Source organism: Frigoribacterium sp. AP1 (assembly GCF_056680555.1).
Genome location: NZ_CM155288.1, coordinates 516,431 through 542,891 on the forward strand (window position 1 = coordinate 516,431; position 26,461 = coordinate 542,891).

A 26,461-nucleotide genomic window follows, 5' to 3' on the forward strand; every position below is an offset into this window, starting at 1 on the left:
CGGTGTCGGGTGACGACGCCGTCGGCCGAGTCTAACGACGCACCCTGGCGTGTTACGGGGCGGGACGAGCCCTTCGACGTGCAGATCGTGCAGATCGTGCAGGATATTGAGGACCTCCCAGTAATCCGTGAGAGAACTGGTGACGCATCCCCGATCTCGACCGATCGCCCCGATCGATCCCCCGGACGACAGGACTCCCCCCGTGGCAGACGACAAGCCCACCGTCAAGCAGCAGCGCGACGCCCGACGTCAGGAGAAGGTCGCCGAGCTCAAACGGCAGCAGGCCCGGGCGAAGCGCAACCGCACCATCGGCATCGTCACCGCCTCGGTCGCGGGCGCGGCGGCCATCGCGCTGGTCGTCACCTTCGTCGTGACGAGCGGCCAGCCACGGCAAGACCCCCAGGCCATCGAGATCGACGGCGTGAAGACCTACTCCGACCTCACGGCGAACCACGTCGGCGGCAGCGTCGACTACGCGATGACCCCTCCCGCCGGCGGCGACCACAACCAGATCTGGCTGAACTGCGGCGTCTACACCGAGCCGGTGCCGAACGAGAACGCCGTCCACGACCTCGAGCACGGGGCGATCTGGTTCACCTACGACCCCGAGCAGGTCAGCGAGAGCGAGATCGAGGCGCTGCGCGACTTCGCCCCCGACACCTACGCGGTCGTCTCGCCCTACGAGGGCCTCGACTCCCCCATGTACGTCTCGGCCTGGGGCGCCCAGCTGCCATTCGCGAACGTCACGGACGACGAGGCCACCGTGTCGGACTTCGTCACCAAGTACTGGAAGTCCACGAACGCCCCCGAGCCCGGTGCGCCCTGCACCGGCGGCGTGGACGGCACCGGCAAGATCGCGTGACCGCACCGGGGCGTGACGACGTCGACGTGACCGACGGGGCGGGGCCGCACCGCGCCTCCTCGGGTCGTCGGCTGCGGCTGGTGATCGCGGGGGTCCTGACCGTGGCGATCGTGCTGCTGGTCGGCGTCGCGCTCGGCCGGCTCAGCTCGCCCAACCCGGTCACGCCCGGCACGGACAGCGTCGAGGCGGGGTTCTCGCGCGACATGCAGGTGCACCACGAGCAGGCCGTGCAGATGGCGATGATGGTCCGCGACCGGACCACCGACCCCGAGGTGCGCTCGATGGCCTACGACATGGCCCTGACGCAGTCGCAGCAGGCCGGCCAGATGTACGCCTGGCTCGAGCTGTGGCGCCTGCCGCAGGCGCCCGCCGAGCCGACCATGACCTGGATGACCCGCCCGACCCTCGACGGTGACTACGGCAGCCACCACATGACCGACGACGGAGGCGCGGGCGGCTCGGCCACGCCCGTCGCCACCCACGAACCCGGCGGCCGCATGCCGGGGCTGGCCACCGACGAGCAGCTCGCGGCCCTGGACTCCGCCCGCGGCGTCGAGGCCGAGCGGCTCTTCCTGACGCTGATGATCGCCCATCACCAGGGCGGCATCGAGATGGCCGACGCGGTCCTGGCACGCAGCGAGGTGCCGCAGGTGCGCGCCTTCGCCTCGGGCATGGTTCAGACGCAGCAGAGCGAGGTCGACGCCATGCAGGCGATGCTCGCCGAGCGCGGCTGACGAGACGCCCGGACCGCCACGACCTACGCCGAGACTTGCTGCCCGTAGAGCTCGGCATAGACCCCGCCGAGCGCGAGCAGCTCGTCGTGCGTGCCGCGCTCGACGACGCGGCCGGCCACGACGACGAACACGACGTCGGCGTCACGGACCGTCGAGAGGCGGTGCGCGATCGCGATCGTCGTCCGACCGCGGGTCGCCGTGTCGAGAGCCTCTTGCACCACGCGCTCGGACACCGTGTCGAGGGCGCTCGTCGCCTCGTCGAGGACCATCACCGCCGGGTCTTTTAGCAGGACGCGGGCGATGGCGATGCGTTGCTTCTCGCCACCCGAGAGGCGATAGCCCCGCTCGCCGACGATCGTGTCGTAAGCGTCGGGGAACGACGCGATGGTCTCGTGGATGTTGGCCTGCCGGGCCGCCTCGACCAATTGCTCGTCGGTCGCGTCGGGACGGGCGTAGCGGAGGTTGTCACCGATGCTGGCGTGGAACAGATAGGTCTCTTGGCTGACGATGCCGATGTTGCCGACCAGCGATTCTTGGTCGAGCCGCCGGACGTCGGTGCCCGCGAAGCGGACCGCACCACCGGACGCCTCGTAGAACCGCGGGATCAGGTACGACACGGTCGTCTTGCCCGCACCGCTCGGGCCGACGAAGGCGGCGAACTGGCCGGGCGCGATGTCGAACGAGACGCCGTCGAGGGTCTTCTGCCCCGGTTCGGCGTCGGGATACGAGAACGAGACGTCGTCGAACTCGACCCGGCCGAGCTGCGTCTCGTCGACGGCCTCGGCCGACGGGTCGTTCGTGATCGCCGGGTGGAGGTCGAGGTACTCGAAGATGCGCGCGAAGAGCGCCCCGGAGGTCTGCAGGTCGAGGGCCACCCGCAGCAGGCCCATGAGCGGGAAGGTCAACCGGGCCTGCACCGTCGTGAAGGCCACGATCGTGCCCGCGGTCACGGGCACGTCACGCAGGATCAGCCAGGCCGCGACCAGGTAGATCAGGGCGGGGATGACCGAGAGGAAGATCTGGACGACGGCGAAGAACCACTGCCCGCTCATCTGCTGACGCACCTGCAGCCCGATCTGCGTGCGGTTCTCGGCGGCGTAGCGCTCGACCTCGGAGTGCTGCTGGTTGAAGCTCTTGGCGAGCAGGATGCCGCTGACGCTCAACGCCTCTTGCGTGATGGCGGTCATGTCGCTGAGCGACTCCTGCGTCTTGGTGGCGATGCGGGCACGCACCTGTCCCACCCGTCGCTGGGCCACCACGAGCAGGGGCAGCAGGATCACCGTGACGACGGTCATCTGCCAGCTGAGCACGAGCATGGACACGAAGGCGGCGATGACCGTGACGGTGTTGCCCAGGACGCTCGAGATGGTGTTGCTGAGCACGTTCGCGACGCCACCGACGTCGTTCTGCAACCGGGACTGGATGACCCCGGTCTTGGTGCGGGTGAAGAACGCGAGCTCCATGCGCTGGAGGTGCCCGAAGAGACGGATGCGCAACGCACCCATGACCTTGTTGCCGACCGTGGCCGTCAGGTACGTCTGCCAGACGCCGATGCCGGCCGACAGCACCCACAGCCCCACCATGGCGCCCACCAGCTCGAGCAGGACGGGCACGTCGGGACCGCCCGGCGGGAACAGACCCCGGTCGAACGCCTGCTTGGTGAGCAGCGGCGGAGCCACGCTGACGGCGGCGCCGATCAGGACCAGCACCACGGTGACGACGAGGGCACGCTCGTGCGGGACGAACAGGCCCCGGATGCGACCGAGCAGGTCGGGGATGCGCGGCGCCGTCGCGTTCGCCGCACGCTGGGCGTCGGCGTCGCCGCTCGACACCCGACCGGAACCACCCGGTCGGCCCCCGCCCCGGGGACCGCCAGCGGGGGCATGCATCGAGCTCATCCGGTCAGCGTAGGCCTGACCACCGTCACGGGTGGCCCGTCGCCGGGGTGCGGGTCAGCGCCTGCAAGAAATCGCCACGGCACCGTCGAGACACGCCGCGACACGCCGTAGAACGACCGTTCGTCCCCCAGTTGTGGGCGCAATGCCCGACAGACCATACGACGGAATGATCTCTCAGTTTAGTATGGCGGTGTCGGTGCACCTGACCAGGCTCCGGCAGCCGCGCTCCCCCTACCCGACGGGCGAGCCTCCCGAAGCGGCGGAGCTAGGACCATCGTGAACACGTCGAACCCCACGGCCGTCGAACCGCCGAGTGCCGAACTGCAGCCCGCCGACCACCGGGCTGCTCTCGATGCCATCGAACAGGGCTGGACCCAGATCGCCCCCCTGCAGGGAGCACGCCTGCGCGAGGCCATCCGCTCGACGCCGGAAGAGGAGTGGCGCGGGCGACCCCGCATCCTGCTCGCCCTGGCCGCGAGCCACCGCTCGGTCGGCTCCCGCTCGCGCAGCGCCGCCCTGCCCTGGTTCCGCGGCGTCGCCAAGGCGCTCGACGCCGACCCCGACCTGCCGCTCGACATCCGGGCGGGCTACCACGTCCACCTCGGTGCGTCCCTGCGCACCCTCGGCAACTTCGTCGTGGCCCACGAGCACCTCGAGGTCGCCCGGACCCTCATCGAGAACGATCTGGCCGAGTCGATCAGCGTGCGCATCTCGCTCAGCGCCTCGTTCTCGCTGCAGCTCGGTCTGATCCGCCTGCACTACGGCGAGATCGACCAGGCCCGCTTCGCTCTGAGCCTCGCCAACGGTCTCGGCGAGGACCACCTCAGCACCGCCGAGCGCGTCGAGTGCCTCTCGGCCCTCGCCTTCGTCGCGATGCTGATCGGCGACTTCGACCTCGCCGACCGCCACGTCGACCTCGCCCGCGAGCTCGCCGACGGCACCGACCTGCTGGGCAGCTCGTTCGGTGCCCTGACCCAGATCACCCGCGTGCACCTCGCCCTCGAACGCGGTGAGGCCGTGGGCGGCCACGAGGGCCTGCTCGCCGACGTCCGCCAGGCATCGCGCGGCAGCGACTGGGAAGCGCTCGGCCTGTTCGCCGAAGCACACGTGCTGCTGGCCGAGAGCCGCTACATCGAAGTCCTCGACCTGCTGGCCCGGATCACCCGCACCATCGACGGCTTCACCGGGCACAGCGCCCTGACCGAGTCGGCCGTCGTGATGCGGGCCGAGACCATGCGCCTGCTCGGGCAGCCCCATGAGGCCCGCCGACTCGCCTCGTCGGTGACACCCTCGCACCACCACATCCGCTGTCCCGCTCGCGTGCTCGCCCTGGTGCACCTCGCCGCCGGCGAGCCCGAGGACGCCCTCGAGGCGCTCGAACAGTGTCTCGCCATCGGCGACCTGCACAGCGAGCGCACCATGGGCCAGGTGCACGCGCTCCAGGCCGCCGCACATCTCGCCCTCGGCGACGGCCCGCACAGCGACATCGCCTTCGACCGGGCGTTGCTGAGCGCCGGCCACAACGGGTCGATCTGGCTCTTCGCCACCCTGCCCGAGGACGTCCTCGAACACCTCGTCCAGCGCGCCGTCGGCCGTCGGCAGCCGCCGGCCATCGTCGGCGTGCTCGACCGCCTCCGCGGCACCTCGGCGGACGTCGTGCCGCAGCTCGCCGAACCGCTGAGCGACCGCGAGCTCGTCATCGTCCGACACCTGGCCACGGGCCAGACCCTCGGTCAGATCGGCAGCCAGCTGTTCATCTCGGTCAACACGGTCAAGAGCCACGTCCGCAGCATCTACCGCAAGCTCCAGGCGTCGTCGCGCCGCGAGGCGATGACCCGCGTCAAGCAGCTCGGCCTCGACCTCGACGAGTAGGCCCGGACGGGCGCGGCGCCCCGGACGGGCGCGGTGCCCCGAGGAGGCGCGGTGCCGGCCGTACGGTAGCCTCTCGCGGTGCCCCACGAGTCCCGCGTCACGTCCCGCCCGTCCCTCGTCGCCCAGCTGAGGGCGCGCAAACCCCTCGAGGCGTACGTCGCCGAGAGCGAGGCCACAGCCGACGGCGGGCCCCGCCTGCGCCGCACCCTGGGCGTCTGGCACCTCACGGCGATCAGCATCGGTGCGACCCTCGGCACGGGAATCCTGGTCGTGCTCGGCACGGCCGTCCCGCTGGCCGGCCCCGCGGTCTGGATCTCGTTCGTGCTCGCGGGCGTCGCGGCCCTGCTGTCGGCCCTGTCGTACGCCGAGATGGCGGGCAGCGTGCCCGTGTCGGGTTCGAGCTACTCGTACGCGTACGCGACGCTCGGCGAGGGCATCGCCTGGGTCTGCGGGTGGTGTCTCGTGCTCGAGTACGCCGTCTCGGTCGCGGCCGTCGCCGTCGGTGCGGGCCAGTACGTGAACGAGGCCCTCGACGTGTTCGGGCTCGCCCTGCCCGCCGCGATCGCCGAGCCCCCGGGCGCCGGAGGGGTGCTCAACCTGCCCGCGGCGGTTCTCGTCCTGCTCGCCACCCTCGTGCTGGTGCCCGGGGCCCGCGAGAGCGCCTGGGTCAACACGCTGCTCGTCGTCGTCAAGGTGGCGCTGCTCGTGTTCTTCGTCGCCGTCGCCTTCACGGCCTTCAGCGTCGGCAACTTCGAGCCGCTGGCACCGATGGGAGCGGCAGGCGTCTCGGCGGCCGCCTCGCGGCTGTTCTTCTCGTACATCGGCTTCGACGCGGCATCGACGGCCGGCGAGGAGGCCCGCGACGCGAAGCGCGACCTGCCGCGCGCCATCATCGCCTCCATCGTGATCATCACGGTGCTGTACATCCTCGTGGCCGTCGCGGCCATCGGCGCGCGGCCGTGGACCTCTTTCACCGACGGCGAGGCGACCCTCGTCACGATCGTCGCCGACATCACGGGGCAACCGTGGGTCGCCTTCCTCTTCGCCGTCACCGCGGTGGCGGCGATCGCCAGCGTCGTGCTCACGGTGCTCTACGGTCAGACGCGCATCTTCGTCTCGATGGCGCGGGACGGGCTCGTCCCTCGCGTCCTCGGCCGCGTCTCGGCTCGGACGCAGACCCCCGTCGCCGGCACCCTGATCGTCGGCGGAGCGGTGGCCGTGGCCGCCGCGGTGATCCCCCTGGGCGCCCTCGCCGACGCGACGAGCATCGGCACGCTCTTCGCGTTCGCCCTGGTCAACGTGTCGGTGATCTGGCTCCGGCGCAACCGCCCCGAGCTCGACCGCACCTACGAGGTGCCGCTGTACCCGCTCACCCCGATCCTCGGCTGCGCCTTCTGCGTCCTGTTGATGGTGACGCTCGGTTGGGTCACCTGGGCGGCCTTCGCCGTCTGGATGGCCGTGGGCACGGCGGTGTACCTCGGGTACGGTCGGCGACACTCGGTCCTGGCCCGCACCTCCTGACCGCCCTCGTCGCGTGGCCTGCGGGTCCGCGTCACCCGCGGCGGGTCGGCACGGACCCCTAGCGGACGACGGAAACCGTCGAACCCCCCCGAGGAGGCGCGGGTCGCGAGGGACCGGCGACGCACCTCGGCCGCACCACCGGGAACGCCGAAAGGCGCCACCCCGAGGGGTGGCGCCTTCCGAATGGTGCTGAGCAGACGTGCCGCTCAAGCGCCGAGGGCCGCGAGGGCCCGCCGACTACTTGAGGGTGATCGTCGCGCCGGCGGCCTCGAGCTGAGCCTTGGCCTTGTCGGCGGCCTCCTTCGAAGCGCCCTCGAGGACGGTGCTGGGGGCACCGTCGACGACGGCCTTGGCCTCGCCGAGACCGAGGCTCGTGAGCGCGCGGACCTCTTTGATGACCTGGATCTTCTTGTCGCCGGCAGCCTCGAGCACGACGTCGAAGGCGGTCTGCTCTTCGACCTCTTCAGCGGCGGCGGCGGGACCGGCGGCACCGGCAGCGGCCACGGGGGCAGCAGCGGTGACCTCGAAGACCTCTTCGAACTTCTTCACGAAGTCGCTGAGCTCGATGAGCGTGAGCTCCTTGAAGGCCTCGATCAGTTCGTCCTGCGTGAGCTTCGCCATGGTGTTCTCCTTATGGGTTTTCTAAAGTGTGGGTTGGTACGACAGCTGTTTAGCTGTCGGCTTCCTGCTTGGCACGCAGCGCCTCGACCGTGCGAACGGCCTGGGACAGCGGTGCCTGGAACAGGTAGGCAGCACCGAACAGCGAAGCCTTGAAGGCGCCGGCCAGTTTGCCCAGCAGCACCTCTCGGGATTCGAGATCGGCGAGCTGCTTGACCTCGTCTGCCGTGAGCGGGTTACCGTCGAAGTAACCGTTCTTCACGATCAGAGCGGGGTGTGCCTTGGCGAAGTCACGCAGGCTCTTGGCGACGGCGACAGGGTCACCGTGCACGAAGGCGATCGCAGACGGTCCGACGAGGTCGTCGTCGAACGAGCTGATTCCGGCGTTGTTGGCCGCGATCTTGCTGAGCGTGTTCTTCACCACGGCGTACGTCGCGTCTGCACTGATGGACTTGCGGAGCTCTTTCAGCTCGGCAACAGTGAGACCGCGGTACTCGGTGAGCAGGACGGCGGTCGAGTCACGGAAGTTGTCCGTGAGCTCGGCGACCGATGCTTCCTTGTTCGCCATGGCTCTCCTAAAACGTGGGTGTGCCGGCAGCCCCCGGGCACTCGAATCGGCCGCACCGAGACCGGTGCCGCACCAATGAAAAAAGCTCCGGCGCAAGCGCACGGAGCTGGATCTCTTCGAGAAGAGGAACGACTTCACACACCTGCGCTGGTCGCTCTCTCTCGAGAACCTTCGGCACCCGTCTGCGAGCAGACGTGTACAACCGGCGGTCTTGGGCTTCGATCAGGATAGACGCAGGAGGCGCGCTCACGCAAGTCGCGCCTCCTCGGCGTCCCGGTCGGATGCCACGTCGGGCGTCGCGAGCGGAAGGCGGACGGTGAAGGTGGCCCCGTCGTCCGAGCTGGCGACGTCGACGGTCCCCCCGTGGGAGTGGACGACGGCCTGCACGATCGCGAGGCCGAGGCCCGTCGAGCCGGCCTTCCGCGACCGCGAGCTGTCGGCGCGGGCGAACCGTTCGAACAGCACCGGCAGCACGGCCGGGTCGATGCCCGGCCCGTCGTCGGCGACCGAGACGACGGCCTGACCGGACGCGTCGTCGATCGTGAGCGAGACGTGTACGTGCGTGCCGTCGGGCGTGTGGGTGCGCACGTTGGTCAACAGGTTCGCGACGATCTGGTGCAGACGCATGGCGTCGCCGGACACGGTCACCGGCTCGTCGGGCACGTACACGTCGACGTCGTGCGTGGGTCCGGCCACGTGGGCGTCGTTGACCGTGTCGAGCACGACCCGGGTGAGGTCGACGTCGCCCGTGACGAGGTCGCGCCCCTCGTCGAGGCGGGCGAGCAGCAGGAGGTCCTCGACGAGGGAGGTCATCCGCAGTGACTCCGACTCGATGCGGCCCATGGCGTAGACCACGTCGTCGGGCAGTCCGGTGTTCATGCGGCGGGTCAGCTCGGCGTAGCCGCGGACCGACGCGAGCGGGGTCCGAAGCTCGTGCGAGGCGTCGGCGACGAACTGCCGCACCTTGTTCTCGCTCTGCTGACGGGCCTCGAGGGCCCCCGCCACGTGGCCCAGCATGCGGTTGAGCGAAGCACCGACGCGGCCCACCTCGGTGCGGGTGTCGGCGTCGGCTTCGTCGACACGTTCGGCCAGGGCCACCTCGCCGCGGTCCAGCGGCAGCTCGGCGACCCGCAGCGCCGTGTCGGACATGCGCTCGAGCGGTCGGAGGGCGCTGCGCACGACGCCGTAGGCCACGGCGATCGCGATGGCGAGGCCGATGAGGGTCACGGCGAGGATGGTGATCACCATGACCGTGATGGTGCGGTCGACGCTGCTCGTCGGCAGACCCACGACGAGGTGGGCCGGCGTCGTGGCGACCGAGCCCGACGTCGTCGTCGTCTGGTAGCCGACCGCGAGGGACTCCACCCGGTACGAGCCCAGGTCCGACCCGAGCGAGACGGTCTCGGGGTCGTTCGCCCCGGCGACCGTCGTCACGACCGACGTCAGGTCGTCGGTCAGGCGGGGCGAGACGACCCGTCCCGACTGCTCGACGCGGTACGCCGCGACGACCGAACCATTGACGACGACGGCCGTGAAGGTGCCGGGCGACTGCCGCGGGCCCGAGAGGTCGTCGCCGTCGGGCGTCAGGTACGGCCGGGTCGTCGAGCCCTGGGCGTTCACCATGGGCACCGAGCGACCGGTCGCCCCCTCGAGTTCGTCGTCGAGCTGACGCATCAGCGACGCCTGCAGGACGATCACGCTGACCGAGCCGATCACGATGGTCAGCAGCACGACGAGCGCGACGATGCTGAGGATCAAGCGATTGCGCAGCGTGAGCGGCCCGGCGAGACCGGGCGCCCGACCCACGAGGCCGCGGAGGCGCGAGCCCACCCGGGCGGGCAGGGCATCGCTCACGACGTGGGCTTGATCACGTAACCCACGCCGCGCACGGTGTGGATCATGGGCTCTTCGCCGACGTCGATCTTCTTGCGCAGGTACGAGATGTAGATCTCGACGACGCTGGACTTGCCGCCGAAGTCGTAGCTCCAGACCCGGTCGAGGATCTGCGCCTTGCTCAGCACGCGGCGCGGGTTGCGCATCAGGAAGCGCAGCAGCTCGAACTCGGTCGCGGTCAGCTCGATCTCGCGACCGGCCCGCGTCACCTCGTAGCTCTCCTCGTCCAGCACGAGGTCACCGACGACGATGCGCGAGTCGCCCGCCTCGCTGATGGCCGAGGCCGACCGGCGGATCAAGCCGCGGAGGCGGGCGACGACCTCTTCGAGCGAGAAGGGCTTGGTGACGTAGTCGTCGCCGCCGGCGGTGAGACCCGACACCCGGTCCTCGACGCTGTCCTTCGCGGTGAGGAACAGGATCGGGGTGTCGTCGCCGCTCGACCGCAGTCGACCGAGCACCTGGATGCCGTCGATGTCGGGGAGCATCCAGTCGAGCACGATCGCGTCGGGCTTGAACTCGCGCGCCGTCGCGAGGGCCGCCTGGCCGTCGGAGGCCGCCTTGACGTCCCAGCCCTCGTAGCGCAGGGCCATCGAGAGCAGGTCGGTGAGGCTGTTCTCGTCGTCGACGACGAGGACTCGAAGGGGCGTTCCGTCGGCACGGGTGAGGCGAGGGGCCGAGGCGGTGGCGGGGGTCGTTGTGGTCACCTTCCCCAGTATCGAGGGATTCCTATGAACGGACTGTGTCCGACCGATGAGCAGGCTGCACATCGCCCACAGGCGACCCACAGCGAGTCCATCGGTTCGGGAAGGCCAGGGCGAGGGTCGGCGTCAGGCCCGCGGGTAGTCGGCGCAGGCGAAGCGCGTCGAGTCCGGGGCCCAGCAGGGCACGTTGATCGTGCCCTGCCCGCCGAAGAGGGCGAGCACGTCGTGCGGCGCCCGGCCCGGCACGGGCAGGCCGTCGGCGCCGAGGGGCAGGGTGCGCAGCACCACGTCACGGTTCTCGGGGTGGCCGAGCGTGCCGGGCTCGAACGACACCCAGAGCAGCGTCGAGGCGTCGGGCGACACGTGCGGGAACCAGTTGACCCGCTCGTCGTCTGTCACCTGTACGACGTCGCCGCCGTCCAGGCGGCTCCGGAAGAGCTGTGCGTGGCCGGCCACCCCGGCGGAGGCGCGTTCCGAGTTGGCCCACAACCAGGCGCCGTCCGGGGAGAACTCGGCCCCGTCGTCGGGGTGCTCGTCGTCGGTCACCGGCGTGGTCGCGCCGTCGGCCCGCGAGACCAGGGCGACGTTCGTGCGCCAGCCGGCCCGCGCCTCCTCGTCGTCCGGGTCGTCGACCGGCGCCGGCAGGGCACCGACGATCACGCTGAGCGACGCTCCGTCGGGCGAGACGCCGTGGAGGTAGTTCTTGTGGTTGCGCCCGGCGGGGTGGTCGCGGGTCACTCGGCGGGCGGTGCCGCCCGGGGGCACGCCGTCCCACGGCACCTCGTACAGGTGGCCGTCGCGGGCACTCACGATCACGGCGCCCTGGTCGGGTGCGATCACGTGGTCGTTGTTGATCTCGGGGACGTCGCCCATCGGCACCGGCTCGAGTGCGGTCTCGTCGACCCCACGCGCGTCGGCGGGCAGGCGCCAGAGCAGGCCGTCGCCGTTCACCACGAGCCAGCGGCCGTCAGGGCTCCAGTTCGGGGCCTCGACGAGCACGCGAGCGCTCTCGAGGACGACCTCGGCGTCACCGGTCGCGGGGTCGACGACCAGCAGGCGGCTCCGTTGGCCGGGCAGCAGGGTTCGGGGCATGGGGTCAGTCTGCCGTCACTGGTTCGAGAACGCGGCGTCGAAGGAGGCGCTCGGCCGCTTCCAGAGCAGCGACCGGATGTAGGCCAACGCCTCGGGGGCGCCGTGCAGCCGGTCCATGCCGGCGTCCTCCCACTCGATCGAGATCGGGCCGTCGTAGCCGATGGCGTCGAGGGCGCGGAAGGCGTCCTCCCAGTTCATGTCGCCGTGACCGGTCGAGACGAAGTCCCAGCCGCGGCGGGGGTCGCCCCAGGGCAGGTGTGAGCCGAGCACGCCCGACCGCCCGGTGGGGGGCTTGATGCGGGTGTCCTTGCAGTCGACGTGGAAGATCCGGTCGGCGAAGTCGGTGATGAACGACACCGTGTCGACGCCCTGCCAGAGCATGTGCGAGGGGTCCCAGTTGAAGCCGAAGGCCGAGCGGTGCTCGATGGCCTCGAGCGCGCGGACGCTCGTCCAGTGGTCGTAGGCGATCTCGCTCGGGTGCACCTCGTGGGCGAACCGGACGCCCTCGGCGTCGAACACGTCGAGGATGGGGTTCCAGCGGTCGGCGAAGTCCTGGTAGCCGGCGTCGATCACGGCGGCGGGCACCGGCGGGAACATCGCGACGTAGGGCCAGATCTTCGAGCCGGTGAAGCCGACGACGGTGTCGACGCCCATCTTGCGGGCGACCCGGGCCGCCCGTTTCATGTCCTCGGCCGCCCGCTGACGGACGCCCTCGGGGTCGCCGTCGCCCCAGGTGGACGGCCGGACGATCGCCTGGTGCCGGAAGTCGATCGGGTCGTCGCAGACCGCCTGCCCGGTCAGGTGGTTCGAGATCGCCCAGACCCCCAGGCCGTGCCGCTCGAGCACGTCGAGGCGCGACCGCAGGTACGCGTCGTCCTGGTCGGCGCGCTCGAGGTCGAGGTGGTCGCCCGACGCCGCGATCTCGAGGCCGTCGTAGCCCCAGCCGGCCGCGAGCGCCGCGACCTCCTCGAAGGGCAGGTCGGCCCACTGACCGGTGAACAGGGTGACGGGGCGGGAGCTCTCGGCCATGGGTTCCTTCTCGGGGCGACGGGGGTGCGGACGGACGACGGGACGGTGGGGACGGACGGTGCGGACGGACGACGGGACGGTGCGGACGGACGACGGGTCAGGGCACGTCGACCCAGCTGCGCGACGCGGCGGAGGCGAGGACGGCCTCGGTCACCCGCACGGCGCGCAGGCCGTCGACGAAGGTGGGCAGTCCCTCGGGGGTGCCGCCCCGGACGGCGTCGTGAGCGTCGCGGACGAACCCCGCGAACGCGTCGACGTAGCCCATCGGGTGCCCCGCCGGGACCGTCGACAGGCGGGCGGCGTCGGGCGCGAGCACGGCGGCGTCACGGGCCACGAGCTGCGTGCCCGACCGCCGGCCGACCCAGAGCGTCTCGGGTTCCTCTTGTGAGAACTCGAGGCTCTCGGCGGTGCCCGACAGGTCGAGCAGGAGGCGGTTCTTGCGACCCGGCGCGACCTGCGACACGAAGAGGGTGCCGATCGCCCCCCGTGCCGTCTCGAACACGACGGCCGCCTCGTCCTCGGTGTCGACCGACGAGCCACCACGGTGGGCGTGCACCGTGGTGGTCGTCGAGGTCAACCGCGCCAACCGGTCGCCCAGGACGAATTCGAGGAGGTCGACCAGGTGGCTGCCGATGTCGGCGAAGGCCCTCGAGGGGCCGCCGGCCGCCGAGTCGACCCGCCAGTCGACGTCGTCGCTGTCGAGCAACCAGTCCTGCAGGTACGACCCCCGGACGCTCAAGACGCGGCCGACCTCGCCCGCGGCGACCCGGGCCCGCGCCTCGCGCACCATCGGGTGGTAGCGGTAGACGAAGGGCACGGCACCGACGAGCCGCCCGGCCCGGGCGGCCTCGACCAGGGCCTCGGCCTCGGCGCCCGAGGTCGCGAGCGGCTTCTCGCAGACCACGTGCTTGCCGGCGGCGAGCGCCGCCAGGGCGACCGGTGCGTGCGTGGCGTTGGGCGAGCAGACGTGCACGACGTCCACGTCGGGGTCGGTCACGAGGTCGTCGACGCTCTCGTGAGCCGTGTCGACGCCGAGCGACGCCGCCGCCCGGGCCGCGCTGGCGGGGCTCGACGAGGCCAGGGCGACCACGCGGGCGCCGGCCGACAGCGCGGCACCGGCGTGCACACGGGCCATGAAGCCCCCGCCCACGATGCCGACGCGCAGTGGCTCGACGCGACCCGCGCCTCCTCGGCTCGGCTCGGCCCGGCCGGCCGGGCCGGCGGTGACGCCCACCGGCCCCACCGCCGTGGCCACGGCCGGTTCGGTCACTTCACGGCCCCCGACGACAGTCCGGTGATCAAGTGTTTCTGCACGAGCATGAAGCCTATGAGCACGGGCAGCGAGACGACGACCGAGGCGGCCATGAGCTGGTTCCAGTAGACGTCCTGCTGCGAGGCGTAGGCGCGCAGGCCGATCGAGAGCGTGCGCGTGTCCTTGCTCGTGAGCACCGAGGCGAAGAGCACCTCGCCCCAGGCCGTGATGAAGGCGTAGACCGCGACGGCGATGATGCCCGGCTTGGCGACCGGGATGATCACACGGAACAGGGCACCGAGGCGACCCGTGCCGTCGATCATCGACGCCTCTTCGAGCTCTTTCGGGATCGAGGCGAAGTACCCCGTCAGCATCCAGATCGAGAACGGCAGCGAGAACGTCATGTACGTGATAATCAGGCCGAGGTAGCTGCCGGTCAGCTGCACGCCGATCGTGCGCTGGATCTGCACGAAGATCAGGAACAGCGGCAGCAGGAACAGGATGCCCGGGAACATCTGCGTCGACAGCACGACCAGGCTGAAGCTGCGCTGCCCCTTGAACCGCAGGCGGGCCAGCGAGTACGCGGCGAGCACGGCCATGGCCACCGAGAGCACCGTGGCCGAGATCGTGACGATCAGGCTGTTCTTGAAGTACGACGCCAGCGGCACCGTCTGCCAGATCTGCACGTACGGTTCGAGCGTCACCCGGCTGGGGATCCAGGTGAACAGGCCCTGCACGTCGGCGAGCGGCTTGATCGAGGTGGTCAGCACCACGTAGAGCGGCACGACCACCACGAGCGACAGGAAGGCCAGCCCGAAGAAGCGGAAGACCTTGAACCCACGGGTCTCAATCATCGTGTTGTCCCTTCGGCAGAACCATGCGGATGTAGAACGCGGACGCGATCAGCAGCACGACCAGGAGCATCACGCTCATGGCACCGCCGAGGCCGAAGTTCCAGTTGTTGAACGACTGCTGGTAGATCAGCGGCGAGATGAGCGTCGCCTGCTCGGGCGACGCGGGGCCGAAGAGCACGTAGGGCACGTTGAACTGGTTGAAGATCCACAGGCTCATGATCAGCAGCAGCACGGCGTTGGCCGGCTTGACCATGGGCAGGGTGATCAGCGTGAACTGCTTCCAGAGGCTCGCGCCGTCGAGGCTCGCGGCCTCGTAGACGTCCCCCGGGATGTTCTGCAACGCGGCGAGCAGCATCAGGAAGGCGAACGGCCAGAACTGCCAGGCCGTCACGATGACGATCGCCCAGAACGAGTTGCCGCCGAGCAGCCAGAACGGGCGGTCCTGCAGGATGCCCAGGTCGTCGACCAGGAAGCGGTTGATGGCGCCGTCGCGCTGGTTGAACATGAAGGCCCAGGCGATCGTGCCGACGTACGACGGCAGGGCGTAGGGCACCAGGAAGAGCGTGCGCAGGATGCCACGGCCCTTGAACGAGCTGGTGAGCAGCACGGCGCCCAGCATGCCCATGCTCCAGGCGATGGCCACCACGATGACGGTGAACATCAGCGTGCGCCCCAGGGCTCCGTAGAGCTGCCCGGCGATCGGCGAGGACGGGTCGAGGGCCGTGACGAAGTTCTGCAGGCCGACGAAGGGCGCGTTGACCCAGTTGGCGATGCTGAGCTGGTTGAGCGTGATGAACGCGATCCAGACGCCGAGCACCATCGGGATGATGTGGACGAGCAGCTCGGCCAGGGCGGCGGGACCCACGAGGAAGTACGCGAGGGGCGAGCGGTGCTTCTTGCGCTTGGCCGGCTCGATCGGGGCCGACTGGTGCGGGTCGGGCGGGACGTCTTCCACGGCGGTGGCGGGGGGCAGGACGTTGACGGTCATGAGGGTCCTCTCGGGGCCTGGGCGGCGGGGGCGGCCGGTCGGCTGGACCGACCGCCCCCGCCACGGGCGGTGGGACGGGCTACTGACCCGAGCTCATCTGGCTGTTCGCGTCCTCGAGGGCCGACTTGACGTCGGACTCGCTGACGGAACCGCCCTGGGCTGCGGTGGCGAGGAGGTTCTTGATCGCGGTGCCGACCAGGGTCTCCATCTGTCCCTCGGAGGGGTAGAGGGGCATGGGCTGGGCGTGGTCGGCGAGCGTGACCTGCTTCAGCTTGATGACGTCGGTCTGGAACGCCGGGTCGTCGTAGGCGGCGGTGACCACCGGCAGCGCACCGAACGACTCGTTCAGGTACTTCTGCTCGGCGTCGCTCGTCAGGTGCTTGACGAACGCGATGGCCGCGTCCTTGTTGCCCGAGTTCTCGAACACGCTGACGTTGATGCCCGCCACGTGGCTCTGGGTGCCGAGCAGCCCGGTGGCGTCGGCGGTCTCCATCGGGACGGGGGCCGCGGCGTAGTCCGTGAAGTCGCGCGACTTCAGGTTGTCGCCGGGGGCCTGGTCGAAGAACATCGCGGCCTGGCCGTCCGCGAACGTGGCGGCCATGTCGGCACCGTTCACGCTCTCGGCGTCCGAGGGCGAGACGACCTTGTCGACGGCCATCAGGTCGACCCACTGCTTGACGCCCGCCACGACGCCGTCGTTGCCGAAGTCGGGGTTGCCCTCGTCGTCGTACAGCGAGCCGCCGTTCTGCAGGCCTCGGACGAACGCCTGGTGGGCGTTGTTCGAGATGCTCGACCCGGCCATCGTCACGCCCCACTGGTCGATGGAGCCGTCACCGTCGGTGTCGATCGTCAGCTTCTTGGCGTCCTCGACGAACTCGTCCCAGGTCGCCGGCGGCTCCGTGATGCCCGCCGCCTCGAACATCGCCGTGTTGTAGTACAGCGAGTACGACAGGCCGTAGATCGGCACCGACGTCGGGGCCTGGCCCTCGGCGCCACCGGTGGCGAAGCTCGACTGCACGAAGCGCTCCTTGCCGCCGATCTGCTCGAGGGCGTCGCCCTCCCACGGCACGAACGCGCCGCTGGACTGCAGCGAGACGGCCCAGGTGTTGCCGATGTTGAGCACGTCGGGGCCCTCTCCGCTCGAGACGGCGGTGAGGATGCGGTTGTAGAGGTCGGACCACGGGATGACCTCGAGGTCGACCTTGACGCCGGTCTCCTCGGTGTACCGGTCGATGCTCTCTTGCAGGACCTCGGCGTCCTTCTCGACGGTGGGGGCCTGGTTGCTGGCCCAGTAGGTGATGGTGTCGGCGTCGCCGCTGCCGCCCGAGGCGCTGCAGGCGGTCATCGATCCGACCGAGAGGGCTCCGACCGCGAGGGCGGCGAGCCAACGGAACTTCGTTTGCATGACTTCTCCTGGTGTCTCTTCTTCGAGATTTCTCTTCATCGAGTGAGGGAAGGGGTGGTGCAGGGGGTTCGTGGTGCTGTGGTGACTCCGGTGGTGCGGGTGGTGCGCTCGGGGGTGGACGGGTGAGGAGGCGCGGTGCCGGCGTCGAGGAGGCGTCGGCACCGCACCGGGTCAGCCGAGGGTCGGGACCGAGGGGTCCCAGCTCTCGGGCAGTTCGGGTGTCGGCTCGAGGGTCGAGTCGACACGGACGCTCTCGTCGCGTTCGGCGGACTCGGCGAGCGAGACCATGACGTCGAGGACGTGGAAGGCGAGCTCCCCGGGAACGCGCTCACGGCGGCCCTCGCGGATCGCCTGGGCGAGTTCGGCCACGCCGGTGCCGCGGGTGAAGGTCGAGCCCGTGGCCGCGACGACCGCCGGCTCGTCGGTACCGGTGTGGACCGTCGTGTCGCCCTCGAACTCGTTGGGGTCGGGGAACACGGCCGTTCCCTCGGTGCCGGCGATCTCGACGAAGCCGGCGCGCGCCAGCTTCGAGTCGAAGCTGAAGACGGCCTGCGCGCTGGCACCGCTCTCGAACTGCAGCAGGGCGCTGACGTGCGTGGGCACCTCGACGGGGAAGACCGTGCCGGCCTTGGGTCCCGAGCCGATGACGCGGCTGTCGCGCGCCTTCGACGCCGTGGCCGTGACCTTCGCGACGGGTCCGAAGACCTGCACGAGCGTGGTCAGGTAGTACGGGCCGACGTCGAACATCGGGCCGGCACCGTAGGCGAAGAGGAACTCGGGGCTCGGGTGCCACGACTCGGGCCCGGGCACCTGGAAGAGCGCGAGACCGGTCAGGGGCGTGCCGATGTCGCCGCGCTTCACGACCCGCAGGCCGGTCTGCAGACCGGCGCCGAGGAAGGTGTCGGGGGCGACCGCCACGCGGACGCCGGCCTCCTTCGCGGCCGCCAGCAGCCGGGCGCCGCTCTCGCGGTCGAGCGCGTAGGGCTTCTCGCCCCAGACGTGCTTGCCGGCGGCGACGGCCTGCAGGGCCACGTCGACGTGGGCCGCCGGGATCGTCAGGTTGACGACGATCTCGACGTCGTCGAGGGCGAGCAGCTCGTCGACCGTGCCGCTGGCGGGGACGCCCCACTTCTCGGCCTGGGCCGCGGCGCGGTCCTGGTCGATGTCGGCGATGAAGAGGACCTTCAGGTCGGGGAACTGCGTGAGGTTGCCGAGGTACTGGTCGCTGATCACGCCGGCGCCGATGACCCCGACGCCGACCGGGCCGGTCTTGCCGTCGGAGGCGACGGCGGGGCGCGAGGCCGTGGTCACGTCGCTCATGCGCGGACCCCCTGGAGGAACTCGAGGCTGTCGGCGAGGGCGGTGAACACGTCACCGGCATGGTCGTCGAGCTCGACGACGGGTGTGGCCTGGCGGGCCGCCTGCAGGATGTCGCGCACGGGCATGGAGCCGCGGCCGACGGCGACCTGCTCGACGTCGTTCTTGTTCTTCGGGCCGTCCTTCACGTGGAGGAACTGCACCTTGTCGCCGAGGCGGGCGAGCAGCTCGGCGGCGTCGACGCCGCCGACCTCGACCCAGTAGGTGTCGATCTCGAGCACGACGTTCGCCGGCAGGGCCGCGGCGAACACCTCGAGGGCGGGGGTGCCGTCGATCAGGTTCTCGAGCTCGAAGGCGTGGTTGTGGTAGCCGATGGTGAGGTCGTGGGCGGCGGCCGCGTCGGCGATCTCGCCGAGCTCCTTCGCGATCGCCTCGACGTCCTCGCGGGTGACCCAGCGGGTCTCGTCGATGTGCGGGTCGATGATCGTGCCGACGCCGAGACGGGTGGCGGCGGCGAAGATCGGCTCGAGGTCCTTGCCGATCAGGCCGACGTGCGCGCTGGGCGCCGTGAGCCCGGCGGCGGGCAGGGCCTCGGCGTACTCGTCGACGCGGTCGACGAACGCGTAGGGCTCGACCTGGGTGTAGCCGAGGTCGGCGATGCGCTTCAGGGTGCCGGGCAGGTCGGCGGCGATGGCGTCTCTGACCGTGTACAGCTGGACCGAGATCGGGCTTGCGGTGGTCACCAGGGGTGTCTCCTCTTCCGAGTGGATGTGCGACGGTGACGGGCACCGTCGGGGACTCTCAGCGGTCGAGCCGTCGACCGGTCACCCCCGGAAGAGTGGCGGTCGGCGTCGACCGAGACTCACCATAGGACCGCTTCTGTCGACCCGCAAGCAAAAGTCGACGATTTTTCGGCGAGGTTCTCTCGGCCGTCGTCGGGGGCTGTGGTTTACTGCTGCCATGTCCGACACGACGCGGTCGTCCGCCCTCGGCAGCACGGGAGCCAGCGAGATCTTCCAGCTGCTCCGCGACGGCGCGCCACGCACGCGGGCCGAGCTCGCGGCGATGACCGGCCTCGCCCGGTCGACCATCGGCCTCCGGCTCGACGTGCTCGCCGAACTCGGTCTCGTCGGCCCCTATGCCGACGCCGTGTCGACCGGCGGTCGTCCGCCGTCGCGCGTGGCCCTCGTCCCGTCGGCCCGCGTCGTCCTGGCCGCCGACTTCGGAGCCGGCCACGTCAACCTCGCCCTGACCGACCTGATGGGCGTCGAACTGACCAGCGACCGTCGCCTGATCGACATCGCCGACGGGCCCGAGACGACCCTCGGCGGCATGGTCACCGGGGCGGACGCCCTGCTCGACCGGCTCGGTCGCACCCGCGACGACCTGATCGGCATCGGCATCGGCCTGCCCGGCCCCGTGCAGTTCAGCACGGGGCGACCGGTCAACCCGCCGATCATGCCCGGCTGGGACGGCTTCGACGTACCGGGGTGGGTCAGACGCCACCTCGACGTCCCCGTCCTCGTCGACAACGACGTCAACATCATGGCCCTCGGCGAGCGCAGCCACGCGTGGCCGGGCACCGACCACTTCCTGTTCGTCAAGGTCGCCACCGGCATCGGCTCGGGCATCATCTCGGGCGGCCGCCTGCAGCGTGGCGCCCAGGGCATCGCGGGCGACATCGGCCACGTGCAGATCCCTCGCGGGGCCGGCGTCGTCTGCCACTGCGGCAACGTCGGCTGCCTCGAGGCCGTCGCCTCGGGCCCGGCCCTCGCCCGCTCGCTGCGGGCCCTCGGCCACGACTGCGAGGGGGGCCGCCAGGTCGTCGAGCTCGTCCGGGCCGGCAACCTCGACGCGGTGCAGGCCGTGCGGCAGGCGGGTCGCGACCTCGGCGAGGTGCTGACCGCCTGCGTCAACATGATCAACCCCTCGGTCATCGCGATCGGCGGATCGATGGCGCAAGCCGGCGAGCACCTCCTGGCCGGCGTGCGCGAGGTCGTCTACCAGCGCTCGATGCCGCTCGCGACCGAGCACCTGACCATCGTGCCGTCCCGGGCGGGCGACCGGGCCGGGCTCATGGGGGCGAGCATGCTCGCCATCCACCACGCCCTCTCCCCCGCCGCGATCGACGAGCTCGCCGCCGCCGTCTGAGCACGCACACCCGGCGCGCGCCTCCTGGTCCACGACACGAGGAGGCGCGGGTGTCGTCCCCACGCCCGTCGCGAGGGACAATGGTCACCATGACCGTCGTCCAACCCATGCTCGCCCTGTGGGACGACGACGAGCCCGAGACCCCCGCCGCGCCTCCTGCGCACCTGACGCGCGTGCTGGCCGACTCGTCGGACCGCATCGCGTGGCTCCGGGCCCGCAGCCAGGGCATCACGGCCACGGACGTCGCCCGGCTCTCGAGCCCGCGGGCCGTGCAGGCCGTCGTGCTCGACAAGCTCTACGGCAACGGCTTCGGCGGCAACGCCTACACCGACCACGGGCGGGCGCGTGAGCCCGAGATCGCCCGGTGGGTGCTGCAGCGGCACGGCATCGAGTCCAGCCAGAAACTCTTCCACGCCGCCGGTCAGCGCCGCCACCTGGCCACCCCCGACGGCGTGACCGTCCGCACCGACGGCACCGTCGAGCTCTGCGAGATCAAGACGACGAAGAAGGCCTGGTCGTCGATCCCCCGCTCGTACCTGCGTCAGGTCGCGTGGCAGCAGTACGTGCTGGGCGCCGAGCGCACCCTCGTGGTGTGGGAGCAGCACACCGACTTCGTGCCCGTGCACGGCGACCCGCAGTGCCGCTGGGTCGAGCGCGACGAGGACGAGATCCACCGCCTCGTGGCCCTCGCGGACCAGGTGCTCGACACGCTCGCGCGGCAGGCACCCGTCGACCCCTTCGCCCCGGGCGGCCGGGCTTCGGCGCCGCCGCCGCCCGACGCCTACGAGGCCTACGAACCCCCGCCCTACGACCCGCTGCGCTGAGGCACGGGGCGGTCCGGGTCGAGCAGGCGCAGCCGTGACGCCGCCACGACGAGCGCCCCGATCACCGTGACCGAGACGGCGATGCCCGCACACCAGAGGGCCACGACACCCCCGCCGAGGCTCGCCACGTCCAAGAACGGGTACGGCACGAAGTCGGCGCCACGGGCCAGCACGACGACCACCCAGACCAGCGGGAAGGCCAGGAACTGCCACACCCGCCGCCAGGGCTGACGGTCGCGGTCGGCGAAGACGACCCAGTCGAGCACCACGTAGAGCGGGATCACCCGGTGGAAGACGTCGCTCGCCCACCCCAGCGTGTAAGGGTCGTCCGAGGGCAACCCGGCCAGCAGCAGGTTGAAGACCAGCCCGGTCAGAGCGACGTAGGTGGTGGCGCCGGCCCGCAGGGCGACCGCCCAGCGGGGCGGCGTCGCGCGACGCAGGACCGTGAACGCGCCGACCAGCAGGGCGAGCAGCACGATCAGGTTGCTCTGGATCGTGAAGTACCCGAAGAAGTCGACGAACCGGTACCCCGGGTCGCGCAGGCTGTTCTCCCACTGGGCGACGACGGCGACGAGGACCGCGACCGCAGCCGCGACGCGCAGGACGGCGACCGATGCTCTCATGACCACACCGTACCCATCGTTTCCCGGTCGGTGACACCCGCGAAACACGGGTGACTCATCCGTCCCGTTGACTGGCGTCACCACCGCGCCCGAGCCACGGCGCGCACGAGCCGACAGGGGCTGCCGATGGACAGGACGATGCACACGACGATGCGTGCGATGGTGATCGAGCGGACCGGGGGTCCCGAACAGCTCGTGGCCGCCGACGTGCCCTACCCGCGGCGGGTGAACGCCGAGGTGCTCGTGCGCGTCGTCGCCGCCGGCGTCAACCGCTTCGACCTCGAGACCCGGGCCGGTCGCGGCGACAGCGACGCCATCCCGGCGTTCCCGGCCGTGCTCGGCCACGACTTCAGCGGGATCGTCGTCGAGACGCCGTACGCGGCCCATCCGCTGAGTCCGGGCGACGCCGTGTACGGCATGGCCCCGTGCCCACGCTCGGGCGGCAGCTACGCCGAGTACATCAGCGTCCCGTCGCTCTCGGTGGCCCGGAAGCCCACGGCCCTCTCGCACCTCGAGGCCGCCGCCGTGCCGCTCGCGGCGCTCACGGCCTGGGGGATGGTCGTGGACGTCGCCAAGGCCCACGAGGGCCAACGCCTGCTGATCAACGCCGGCGCGGGCGGCGTAGGCCACTTCGCCGTGCAGTTCGCCTCGTACTTCGGCGCGCACGTCGTCGCGACCGGCTCGCAGGGCAACTCGGCCTGGCTGCGCGAGCTCGGCGCCGCCGAGGTCGTCGACTACGGCGCGGCCGACGTCGACCGGAGCGTCCGCCAGGTCGACGTCGTGATCAACCTGGTCGACGACGACGTCGAGGCCGACCGGTCGCTGCGGCTGCTCCGCCCCGGAGGACTCGCCGTCCATGCACCGCTCGCCTCGGGTGCCGCCTTCGCCGGGAAGGCCGCGCAGGCCGGCATCCGGTCAACCGGGTTCGCCGTCTCCCCCGACGGGGCCACGCTCGCGGTCATCTCGCGACTCCTCGACTCGGGTGACGTCCGGGTCTACGTCGACGAGGTCTACGACCTGGCCGACGCCCGCGACGCCCACACGCGCCTCGAACGGTCGCACACCCGCGGCAAGCTCGTGCTGCGCGTCGCCGACGACACCGAGGCCGCCTGACCCGGCTCCCGGAGCGGACGCCGTGGACCGGCGTGGGTGCGCCTAGATCCGACGCTCGAGGACGAAGTCCTGCTGCAGGTCGTCGCCGAGGGCGAACGTCTTCGTCCCGACCCGCACGAGTCCGTGCTTGGCGTAGAAGCGCAGCGCACGCTCGTTCTGCTGGTTGACGCCGAGCCACACCGAGGAGGCGCCGGTCGCGCGGGCTGCCTCGAGGGTCGCGGCCATCAGGGTCGAGGCCGCACCGGTGCCGTGGCCCTGGGGCATGACGTAGAACTTGCTCAGCTCGACGGTCGGACGGGACGAGACGGCCGCCGCGACGTCGGCGTCGTCCGGATCGCCCGCGACCGTCATGCTGTAGCCGAGGGCGCCCCGGGCCGTGGGGTCCACGGCCAGCAGGACGATGCGGGTGTCGTCGGCGAGGTACCTCGTGAAGGCGTCCTCCGACAGCACGGTGGTGACGACCCGGGCGATGTCGGCGAGGTCCGACCCGGGCGGGCACGCGAGCGGGAAGGTCACCGCGGCGACCTCGGCGAGCAGGGCGGCGTCGGTCGGGAGGGCGGGGCGCACGGTGACGGTCATCTGCCCATGGTGCCCCACCCGCGCCTCCTCACCCGACCACCGACCGGGTGAGGACGACGAAGGCCGCCCCACTCGAGAGTGGGACGGCCTTCGGGCGACGCGAGGTCTTCGGGGTCGGGTGGACCTAGAAGACGTTGATGTCGAGGGGGATGCCGGGACCGAAGGTCGTCGACAGCGTGCCCTTGGTGATGTAGCGGCCCTTGGACGAGGACGGCTTCAGACGGACGACCTCTTCGAGGGCGGCGTCGAGGTTGGTGTTCAGCTGCTCTTCCGAGAAGCCGGCCTTGCCGATGACGAAGTGCACGTTGCTGTGCTTGTCGACACGGAACTCGATCTTTCCGCCCTTGATGTCGTTCACGGCCTGCGCGACGTTGGGGGTCACGGTGCCGGTCTTCGGGTTGGGCATGAGGCCACGGGGGCCGAGCACCTTGCCGAGACGACCGACCTTGCCCATGAGCTCGGGGGTCGAGACGGCCGAGTCGAACGACGTGTAGCCGCCGGCGACCTTCTCGATGAGCTCGTCGCCACCGACCTCGTCGGCGCCGGCCGCGATGGCGGCCTCGGCGGCAGCACCCGTCGCGAAGACGATGACGCGGGCGGTCTTGCCCGTGCCGTGCGGCAGGATGACGGTGCCGCGCACCATCTGGTCGGCCTTGCGGGGGTCGACGCCGAGCTTCAACGCGACCTCGACGGTCGAGTCGAACTTCTTCGAGCCGGTCTCGCGAGCGACGGCGACGGCCTCGCTGGTGCTGTAGAACTTGCCTGCCTCGATCTTCTCGGCAGCGGCGCGGTACGCCTTGGACTTCTGAGCCATGTTGGACCTCTTCGTACTGGGGACGTGGTTGCGAGCCTGGCCGGCTCTCCCACTGATGTCAGGGTCGCGCAGGCGGGTCGCCTGCACGGAGGGGTGCTGCTTAGGCGTCGACCGTGATGCCCATGGAACGGGCGGTGCCGGCGATGATCTTCGCCGCGGCGTCGATGTCGTTGGCGTTGAGGTCGGCCTGCTTGGTCGTCGCGATCTCGCGCACCTGGTCCATGGTCAACTTGCCGACCTTGGTGGTGTGCGGGGTACCCGAACCCTTGGCGACGCCGGCGGCCTTCTTGATGAGCTCGGCGGCGGGCGGGGTCTTCAGGATGAACGTGAACGAGCGGTCTTCGTAGACCGTGATCTCGACGGGGACGACGTTGCCGCGCTGCGACTCGGTCGCCGCGTTGTACGCCTTGCAGAACTCCATGATGTTCACGCCGTGCTGACCCAGGGCCGGGCCGATGGGCGGGGCGGGGTTCGCGGCGCCGGCGTTGATCTGAAGCTTGATCAGACCCGTGACCTTCTTTTTCGGTGCCATTGTTCTTTTCCTTCTTGTGGGGTTCGAGCCGATCGCGGTCGCGACCTGCTCTCCCGGTGGCCCGCGGCGCGGACTCCGGTGATCTTGAAACCTGGGGGGGGTGTGTGCCTGTTAGAGCTTCGTGACCTGGTCGAAGCTGAGCTCGACCGGCGTCTCGCGCTCGAACAGCGAGACCAGCACGGTGAGCTTGCCGCTCTCGGGCTTGATCTCGTTGATCGTACCGGGAAGTCCGGCGAACGACCCCTCTTTGATCGTGATCGTCTCGCCGATCTCGAAGTCGACCTCGGCGGGGATGACCCGCTGGGCCTGCTTGCCGCCCTTGGCGCCGCCCTTGGCGGGGGCCGGGGTCGTGTCGACCTGCACGAGGCTCTTCAGCATGTTGAAGGCCTCTTCGAAACGCAGCGGCGTCGGGTTGTGGGCGTTGCCCACGAAGCCGGTGACGCCGGGTGTGTGGCGGACGACGGACCAGCTGTCCTCGTTGAGGTCGAGACGCACGAGCACGTAACCGGGGATGCGGACGCGGGTGACGAGCTTGCGCTGCCCGTTCTTGATCTCGACGACGTCTTCCATCGGGACCTCTACCTGGTAGATGTAGTCCTCCATGGTCATCGAGACCATGCGGTTCTCGATGTTCTGCTTCACGCGACGCTCGAAGCCGGCGTACGAGTGGATGACGTACCACTTGCCGGGCTTGCCGCGCAGCTCGTAGCGGAAGGCCTCGTAGGGGTCGACCTCGGCGGGCTCGTCGTCCTCGACCTCGGTGGCCGACACGTCGACGTCGACGTCGTCGTGGGCGATCTCGGCGTCGGCGTCCTGGACGGACTGCTCGGCCTCGGCGATGACGGCGTTCGCGCCGGCGGCGTCGCCCTCGTCGGCGGCCTGCTCGGCCTCGGAGTCGGCCTCGTCGTCGGTCGCCTCGACGGCGGCCTCGGCCTCGAAGGCGTCGTCGATGTCGAGGGCGTCGTCGACGATCGCGTCGGCCTCGGGGTCGCGCGCCTCGGCCAGCGTGTCGAGCAGACCGTCGAGGTCGCTCGTGTCGGTGGAACCGGCGTCGCCCTCGTCGACGACCGAGAGGGCCTCGGACTCGGCGGGCTCGACGGCGTCCTCGTCGGCGGCCAGCGTGCCGCCCTCTTGGGCCTCTTCGACCTCGGAGGACTGCTCGGCAGCGGTGGCGAGGTCGATGTCGTCGCGCTCGTTGTCAGGCAAGGGTTCTTCTTTCGA

At 70.6% G+C, this 26,461-nt stretch carries 25 protein-coding genes; 7 read left to right on the forward strand and 18 right to left on the reverse strand.

What is annotated here, in order from left to right; genetic code table 11:
* The first annotated feature begins 202 nt into the window (after nt 1-202).
* On the forward strand, nt 203-862 hold the full coding sequence (locus AC1MBW_RS02410) for a DUF3105 domain-containing protein (RefSeq protein ID WP_055971358.1): 660 nt from the start codon (nt 203-205) through the stop codon (nt 860-862).
* Nucleotides 859-1,596, forward strand: a complete 738-nt coding sequence (locus AC1MBW_RS02415) for a DUF305 domain-containing protein (RefSeq protein WP_480025315.1) — start codon at nt 859-861, stop codon at nt 1,594-1,596. Before AC1MBW_RS02410 ends, AC1MBW_RS02415 begins: the two co-directional genes overlap by 4 nt.
* A gap of 23 nt (nt 1,597-1,619) precedes the next feature.
* On the opposite strand, the gene AC1MBW_RS02420 is transcribed toward AC1MBW_RS02415, so the two are convergent.
* Entirely contained in the window at nt 1,620-3,494 is a 1,875-nt protein-coding gene (locus tag AC1MBW_RS02420; RefSeq protein WP_480025316.1) for an ABC transporter ATP-binding protein, read from the reverse strand.
* A 276-nt stretch (nt 3,495-3,770) separates the two neighbouring features.
* On the opposite strand from AC1MBW_RS02420, the gene AC1MBW_RS02425 reads away from it, so the two are divergent.
* Entirely contained in the window at nt 3,771-5,366 is a 1,596-nt protein-coding gene (locus tag AC1MBW_RS02425) for a LuxR C-terminal-related transcriptional regulator (protein ID WP_480025317.1), read from the forward strand.
* 78 nt (nt 5,367-5,444) lie between these two features.
* Entirely contained in the window at nt 5,445-6,887 is a 1,443-nt protein-coding gene (locus tag AC1MBW_RS02430; RefSeq protein WP_480025318.1) for an APC family permease, read from the forward strand.
* Nucleotides 6,888-7,124: 237 nt separating this feature from the next.
* Here the strand turns inward: AC1MBW_RS02430 and rplL are convergent, their stop codons facing one another.
* From rplL to AC1MBW_RS02490, 12 genes are all read right to left on the reverse strand, one after another.
* Nucleotides 7,125-7,508: a 50S ribosomal protein L7/L12 gene (gene rplL, locus AC1MBW_RS02435; protein ID WP_043592924.1), complete on the reverse strand. Its 384-nt coding sequence runs from the start codon at nt 7,506-7,508 to the stop codon at nt 7,125-7,127.
* Nucleotides 7,509-7,557: 49 nt separating this feature from the next.
* Nucleotides 7,558-8,073 (reverse strand): 50S ribosomal protein L10, encoded by a 516-nt coding sequence (gene rplJ / locus AC1MBW_RS02440; RefSeq protein ID WP_054146730.1) that lies wholly within the window; start codon nt 8,071-8,073, stop codon nt 7,558-7,560.
* A 246-nt stretch (nt 8,074-8,319) separates the two neighbouring features.
* Nucleotides 8,320-9,927 carry a sensor histidine kinase gene (locus tag AC1MBW_RS02445; protein ID WP_480025319.1) on the reverse strand — a complete coding sequence of 536 codons (1,608 nt, stop codon included), beginning with the start codon at nt 9,925-9,927 and terminating at the stop codon, nt 8,320-8,322.
* Entirely contained in the window at nt 9,924-10,682 is a 759-nt protein-coding gene (locus AC1MBW_RS02450) for a response regulator transcription factor (RefSeq protein WP_480026065.1), read from the reverse strand. Before AC1MBW_RS02450 ends, AC1MBW_RS02445 begins: the two co-directional genes overlap by 4 nt.
* 111 nt (nt 10,683-10,793) lie before the next feature.
* A complete protein-coding gene (locus AC1MBW_RS02455; protein WP_480025320.1) occupies nt 10,794-11,759 on the reverse strand; it encodes a biopolymer transporter Tol in 966 nt (321 codons plus the stop codon).
* Nucleotides 11,760-11,774: 15 nt separating this feature from the next.
* Entirely contained in the window at nt 11,775-12,788 is a 1,014-nt protein-coding gene (locus tag AC1MBW_RS02460; RefSeq protein ID WP_071255229.1) for a sugar phosphate isomerase/epimerase family protein, read from the reverse strand.
* Between the two features lie 97 nt (nt 12,789-12,885).
* Nucleotides 12,886-14,058 carry a Gfo/Idh/MocA family protein gene (locus AC1MBW_RS02465; protein WP_480025321.1) on the reverse strand — a complete coding sequence of 391 codons (1,173 nt, stop codon included), beginning with the start codon at nt 14,056-14,058 and terminating at the stop codon, nt 12,886-12,888.
* Nucleotides 14,055-14,894 (reverse strand): carbohydrate ABC transporter permease, encoded by an 840-nt coding sequence (locus AC1MBW_RS02470; protein ID WP_054146733.1) that lies wholly within the window; start codon nt 14,892-14,894, stop codon nt 14,055-14,057. The genes AC1MBW_RS02465 and AC1MBW_RS02470 overlap by 4 nt, the downstream gene beginning before the upstream one ends.
* The gene (locus tag AC1MBW_RS02475) at nt 14,887-15,882 is read right to left on the reverse strand and encodes a carbohydrate ABC transporter permease (RefSeq protein ID WP_480025322.1); all 996 of its coding nucleotides are present in this window, start codon (nt 15,880-15,882) and stop codon (nt 14,887-14,889) included. Before AC1MBW_RS02475 ends, AC1MBW_RS02470 begins: the two co-directional genes overlap by 8 nt.
* A gap of 79 nt (nt 15,883-15,961) precedes the next feature.
* Nucleotides 15,962-17,287 (reverse strand): ABC transporter substrate-binding protein, encoded by a 1,326-nt coding sequence (locus AC1MBW_RS02480; protein ID WP_480025323.1) that lies wholly within the window; start codon nt 17,285-17,287, stop codon nt 15,962-15,964.
* Between the two features lie 171 nt (nt 17,288-17,458).
* Complete coding sequence (locus tag AC1MBW_RS02485; RefSeq protein ID WP_071255225.1) at nt 17,459-18,607, reverse strand: Gfo/Idh/MocA family protein; 1,149 nt, start codon at nt 18,605-18,607, stop codon at nt 17,459-17,461.
* Nucleotides 18,604-19,347 carry a sugar phosphate isomerase/epimerase family protein gene (locus AC1MBW_RS02490; RefSeq protein WP_152970255.1) on the reverse strand — a complete coding sequence of 248 codons (744 nt, stop codon included), beginning with the start codon at nt 19,345-19,347 and terminating at the stop codon, nt 18,604-18,606. Before AC1MBW_RS02490 ends, AC1MBW_RS02485 begins: the two co-directional genes overlap by 4 nt.
* 217 nt (nt 19,348-19,564) lie before the next feature.
* Between AC1MBW_RS02490 and AC1MBW_RS02495 the strand changes: the two genes are divergently transcribed.
* The gene (locus AC1MBW_RS02495) at nt 19,565-20,755 is read left to right on the forward strand and encodes an ROK family transcriptional regulator (RefSeq protein WP_480025324.1); all 1,191 of its coding nucleotides are present in this window, start codon (nt 19,565-19,567) and stop codon (nt 20,753-20,755) included.
* Nucleotides 20,756-20,844: 89 nt separating this feature from the next.
* Nucleotides 20,845-21,579, forward strand: coding sequence for a YqaJ viral recombinase family protein (locus AC1MBW_RS02500; protein ID WP_235451041.1), 735 nt, complete (start codon nt 20,845-20,847; stop codon nt 21,577-21,579).
* Here the strand turns inward: AC1MBW_RS02500 and AC1MBW_RS02505 are convergent.
* On the reverse strand, nt 21,561-22,202 hold the full coding sequence (locus tag AC1MBW_RS02505; protein WP_480025325.1) for a Pr6Pr family membrane protein: 642 nt from the start codon (nt 22,200-22,202) through the stop codon (nt 21,561-21,563). The two genes, AC1MBW_RS02500 and AC1MBW_RS02505, sit on opposite strands and share 19 nt — an antisense overlap.
* Before the next feature lie 159 nt (nt 22,203-22,361).
* Between AC1MBW_RS02505 and AC1MBW_RS02510 the strand changes: the two genes are divergently transcribed.
* Complete coding sequence (locus AC1MBW_RS02510) at nt 22,362-23,315, forward strand: NADP-dependent oxidoreductase (protein WP_369813620.1); 954 nt, start codon at nt 22,362-22,364, stop codon at nt 23,313-23,315.
* Nucleotides 23,316-23,357: 42 nt separating this feature from the next.
* On the opposite strand, the gene AC1MBW_RS02515 is transcribed toward AC1MBW_RS02510, so the two are convergent.
* The 4 genes from AC1MBW_RS02515 to nusG form a co-directional block, all read right to left on the reverse strand.
* Nucleotides 23,358-23,894: a GNAT family N-acetyltransferase gene (locus AC1MBW_RS02515; protein ID WP_480025326.1), complete on the reverse strand. Its 537-nt coding sequence runs from the start codon at nt 23,892-23,894 to the stop codon at nt 23,358-23,360.
* Nucleotides 23,895-24,018: 124 nt separating this feature from the next.
* Complete coding sequence (rplA, locus tag AC1MBW_RS02520) at nt 24,019-24,708, reverse strand: 50S ribosomal protein L1 (RefSeq protein ID WP_043592944.1); 690 nt, start codon at nt 24,706-24,708, stop codon at nt 24,019-24,021.
* Nucleotides 24,709-24,808: 100 nt separating this feature from the next.
* The gene (gene rplK, locus AC1MBW_RS02525; protein WP_043592945.1) at nt 24,809-25,240 is read right to left on the reverse strand and encodes a 50S ribosomal protein L11; all 432 of its coding nucleotides are present in this window, start codon (nt 25,238-25,240) and stop codon (nt 24,809-24,811) included.
* Between the two features lie 111 nt (nt 25,241-25,351).
* Nucleotides 25,352-26,446, reverse strand: a complete 1,095-nt coding sequence (gene nusG / locus AC1MBW_RS02530; protein ID WP_054146368.1) for a transcription termination/antitermination protein NusG — start codon at nt 26,444-26,446, stop codon at nt 25,352-25,354.
* Between the last annotated feature and the right edge of the window lie 15 nt (nt 26,447-26,461).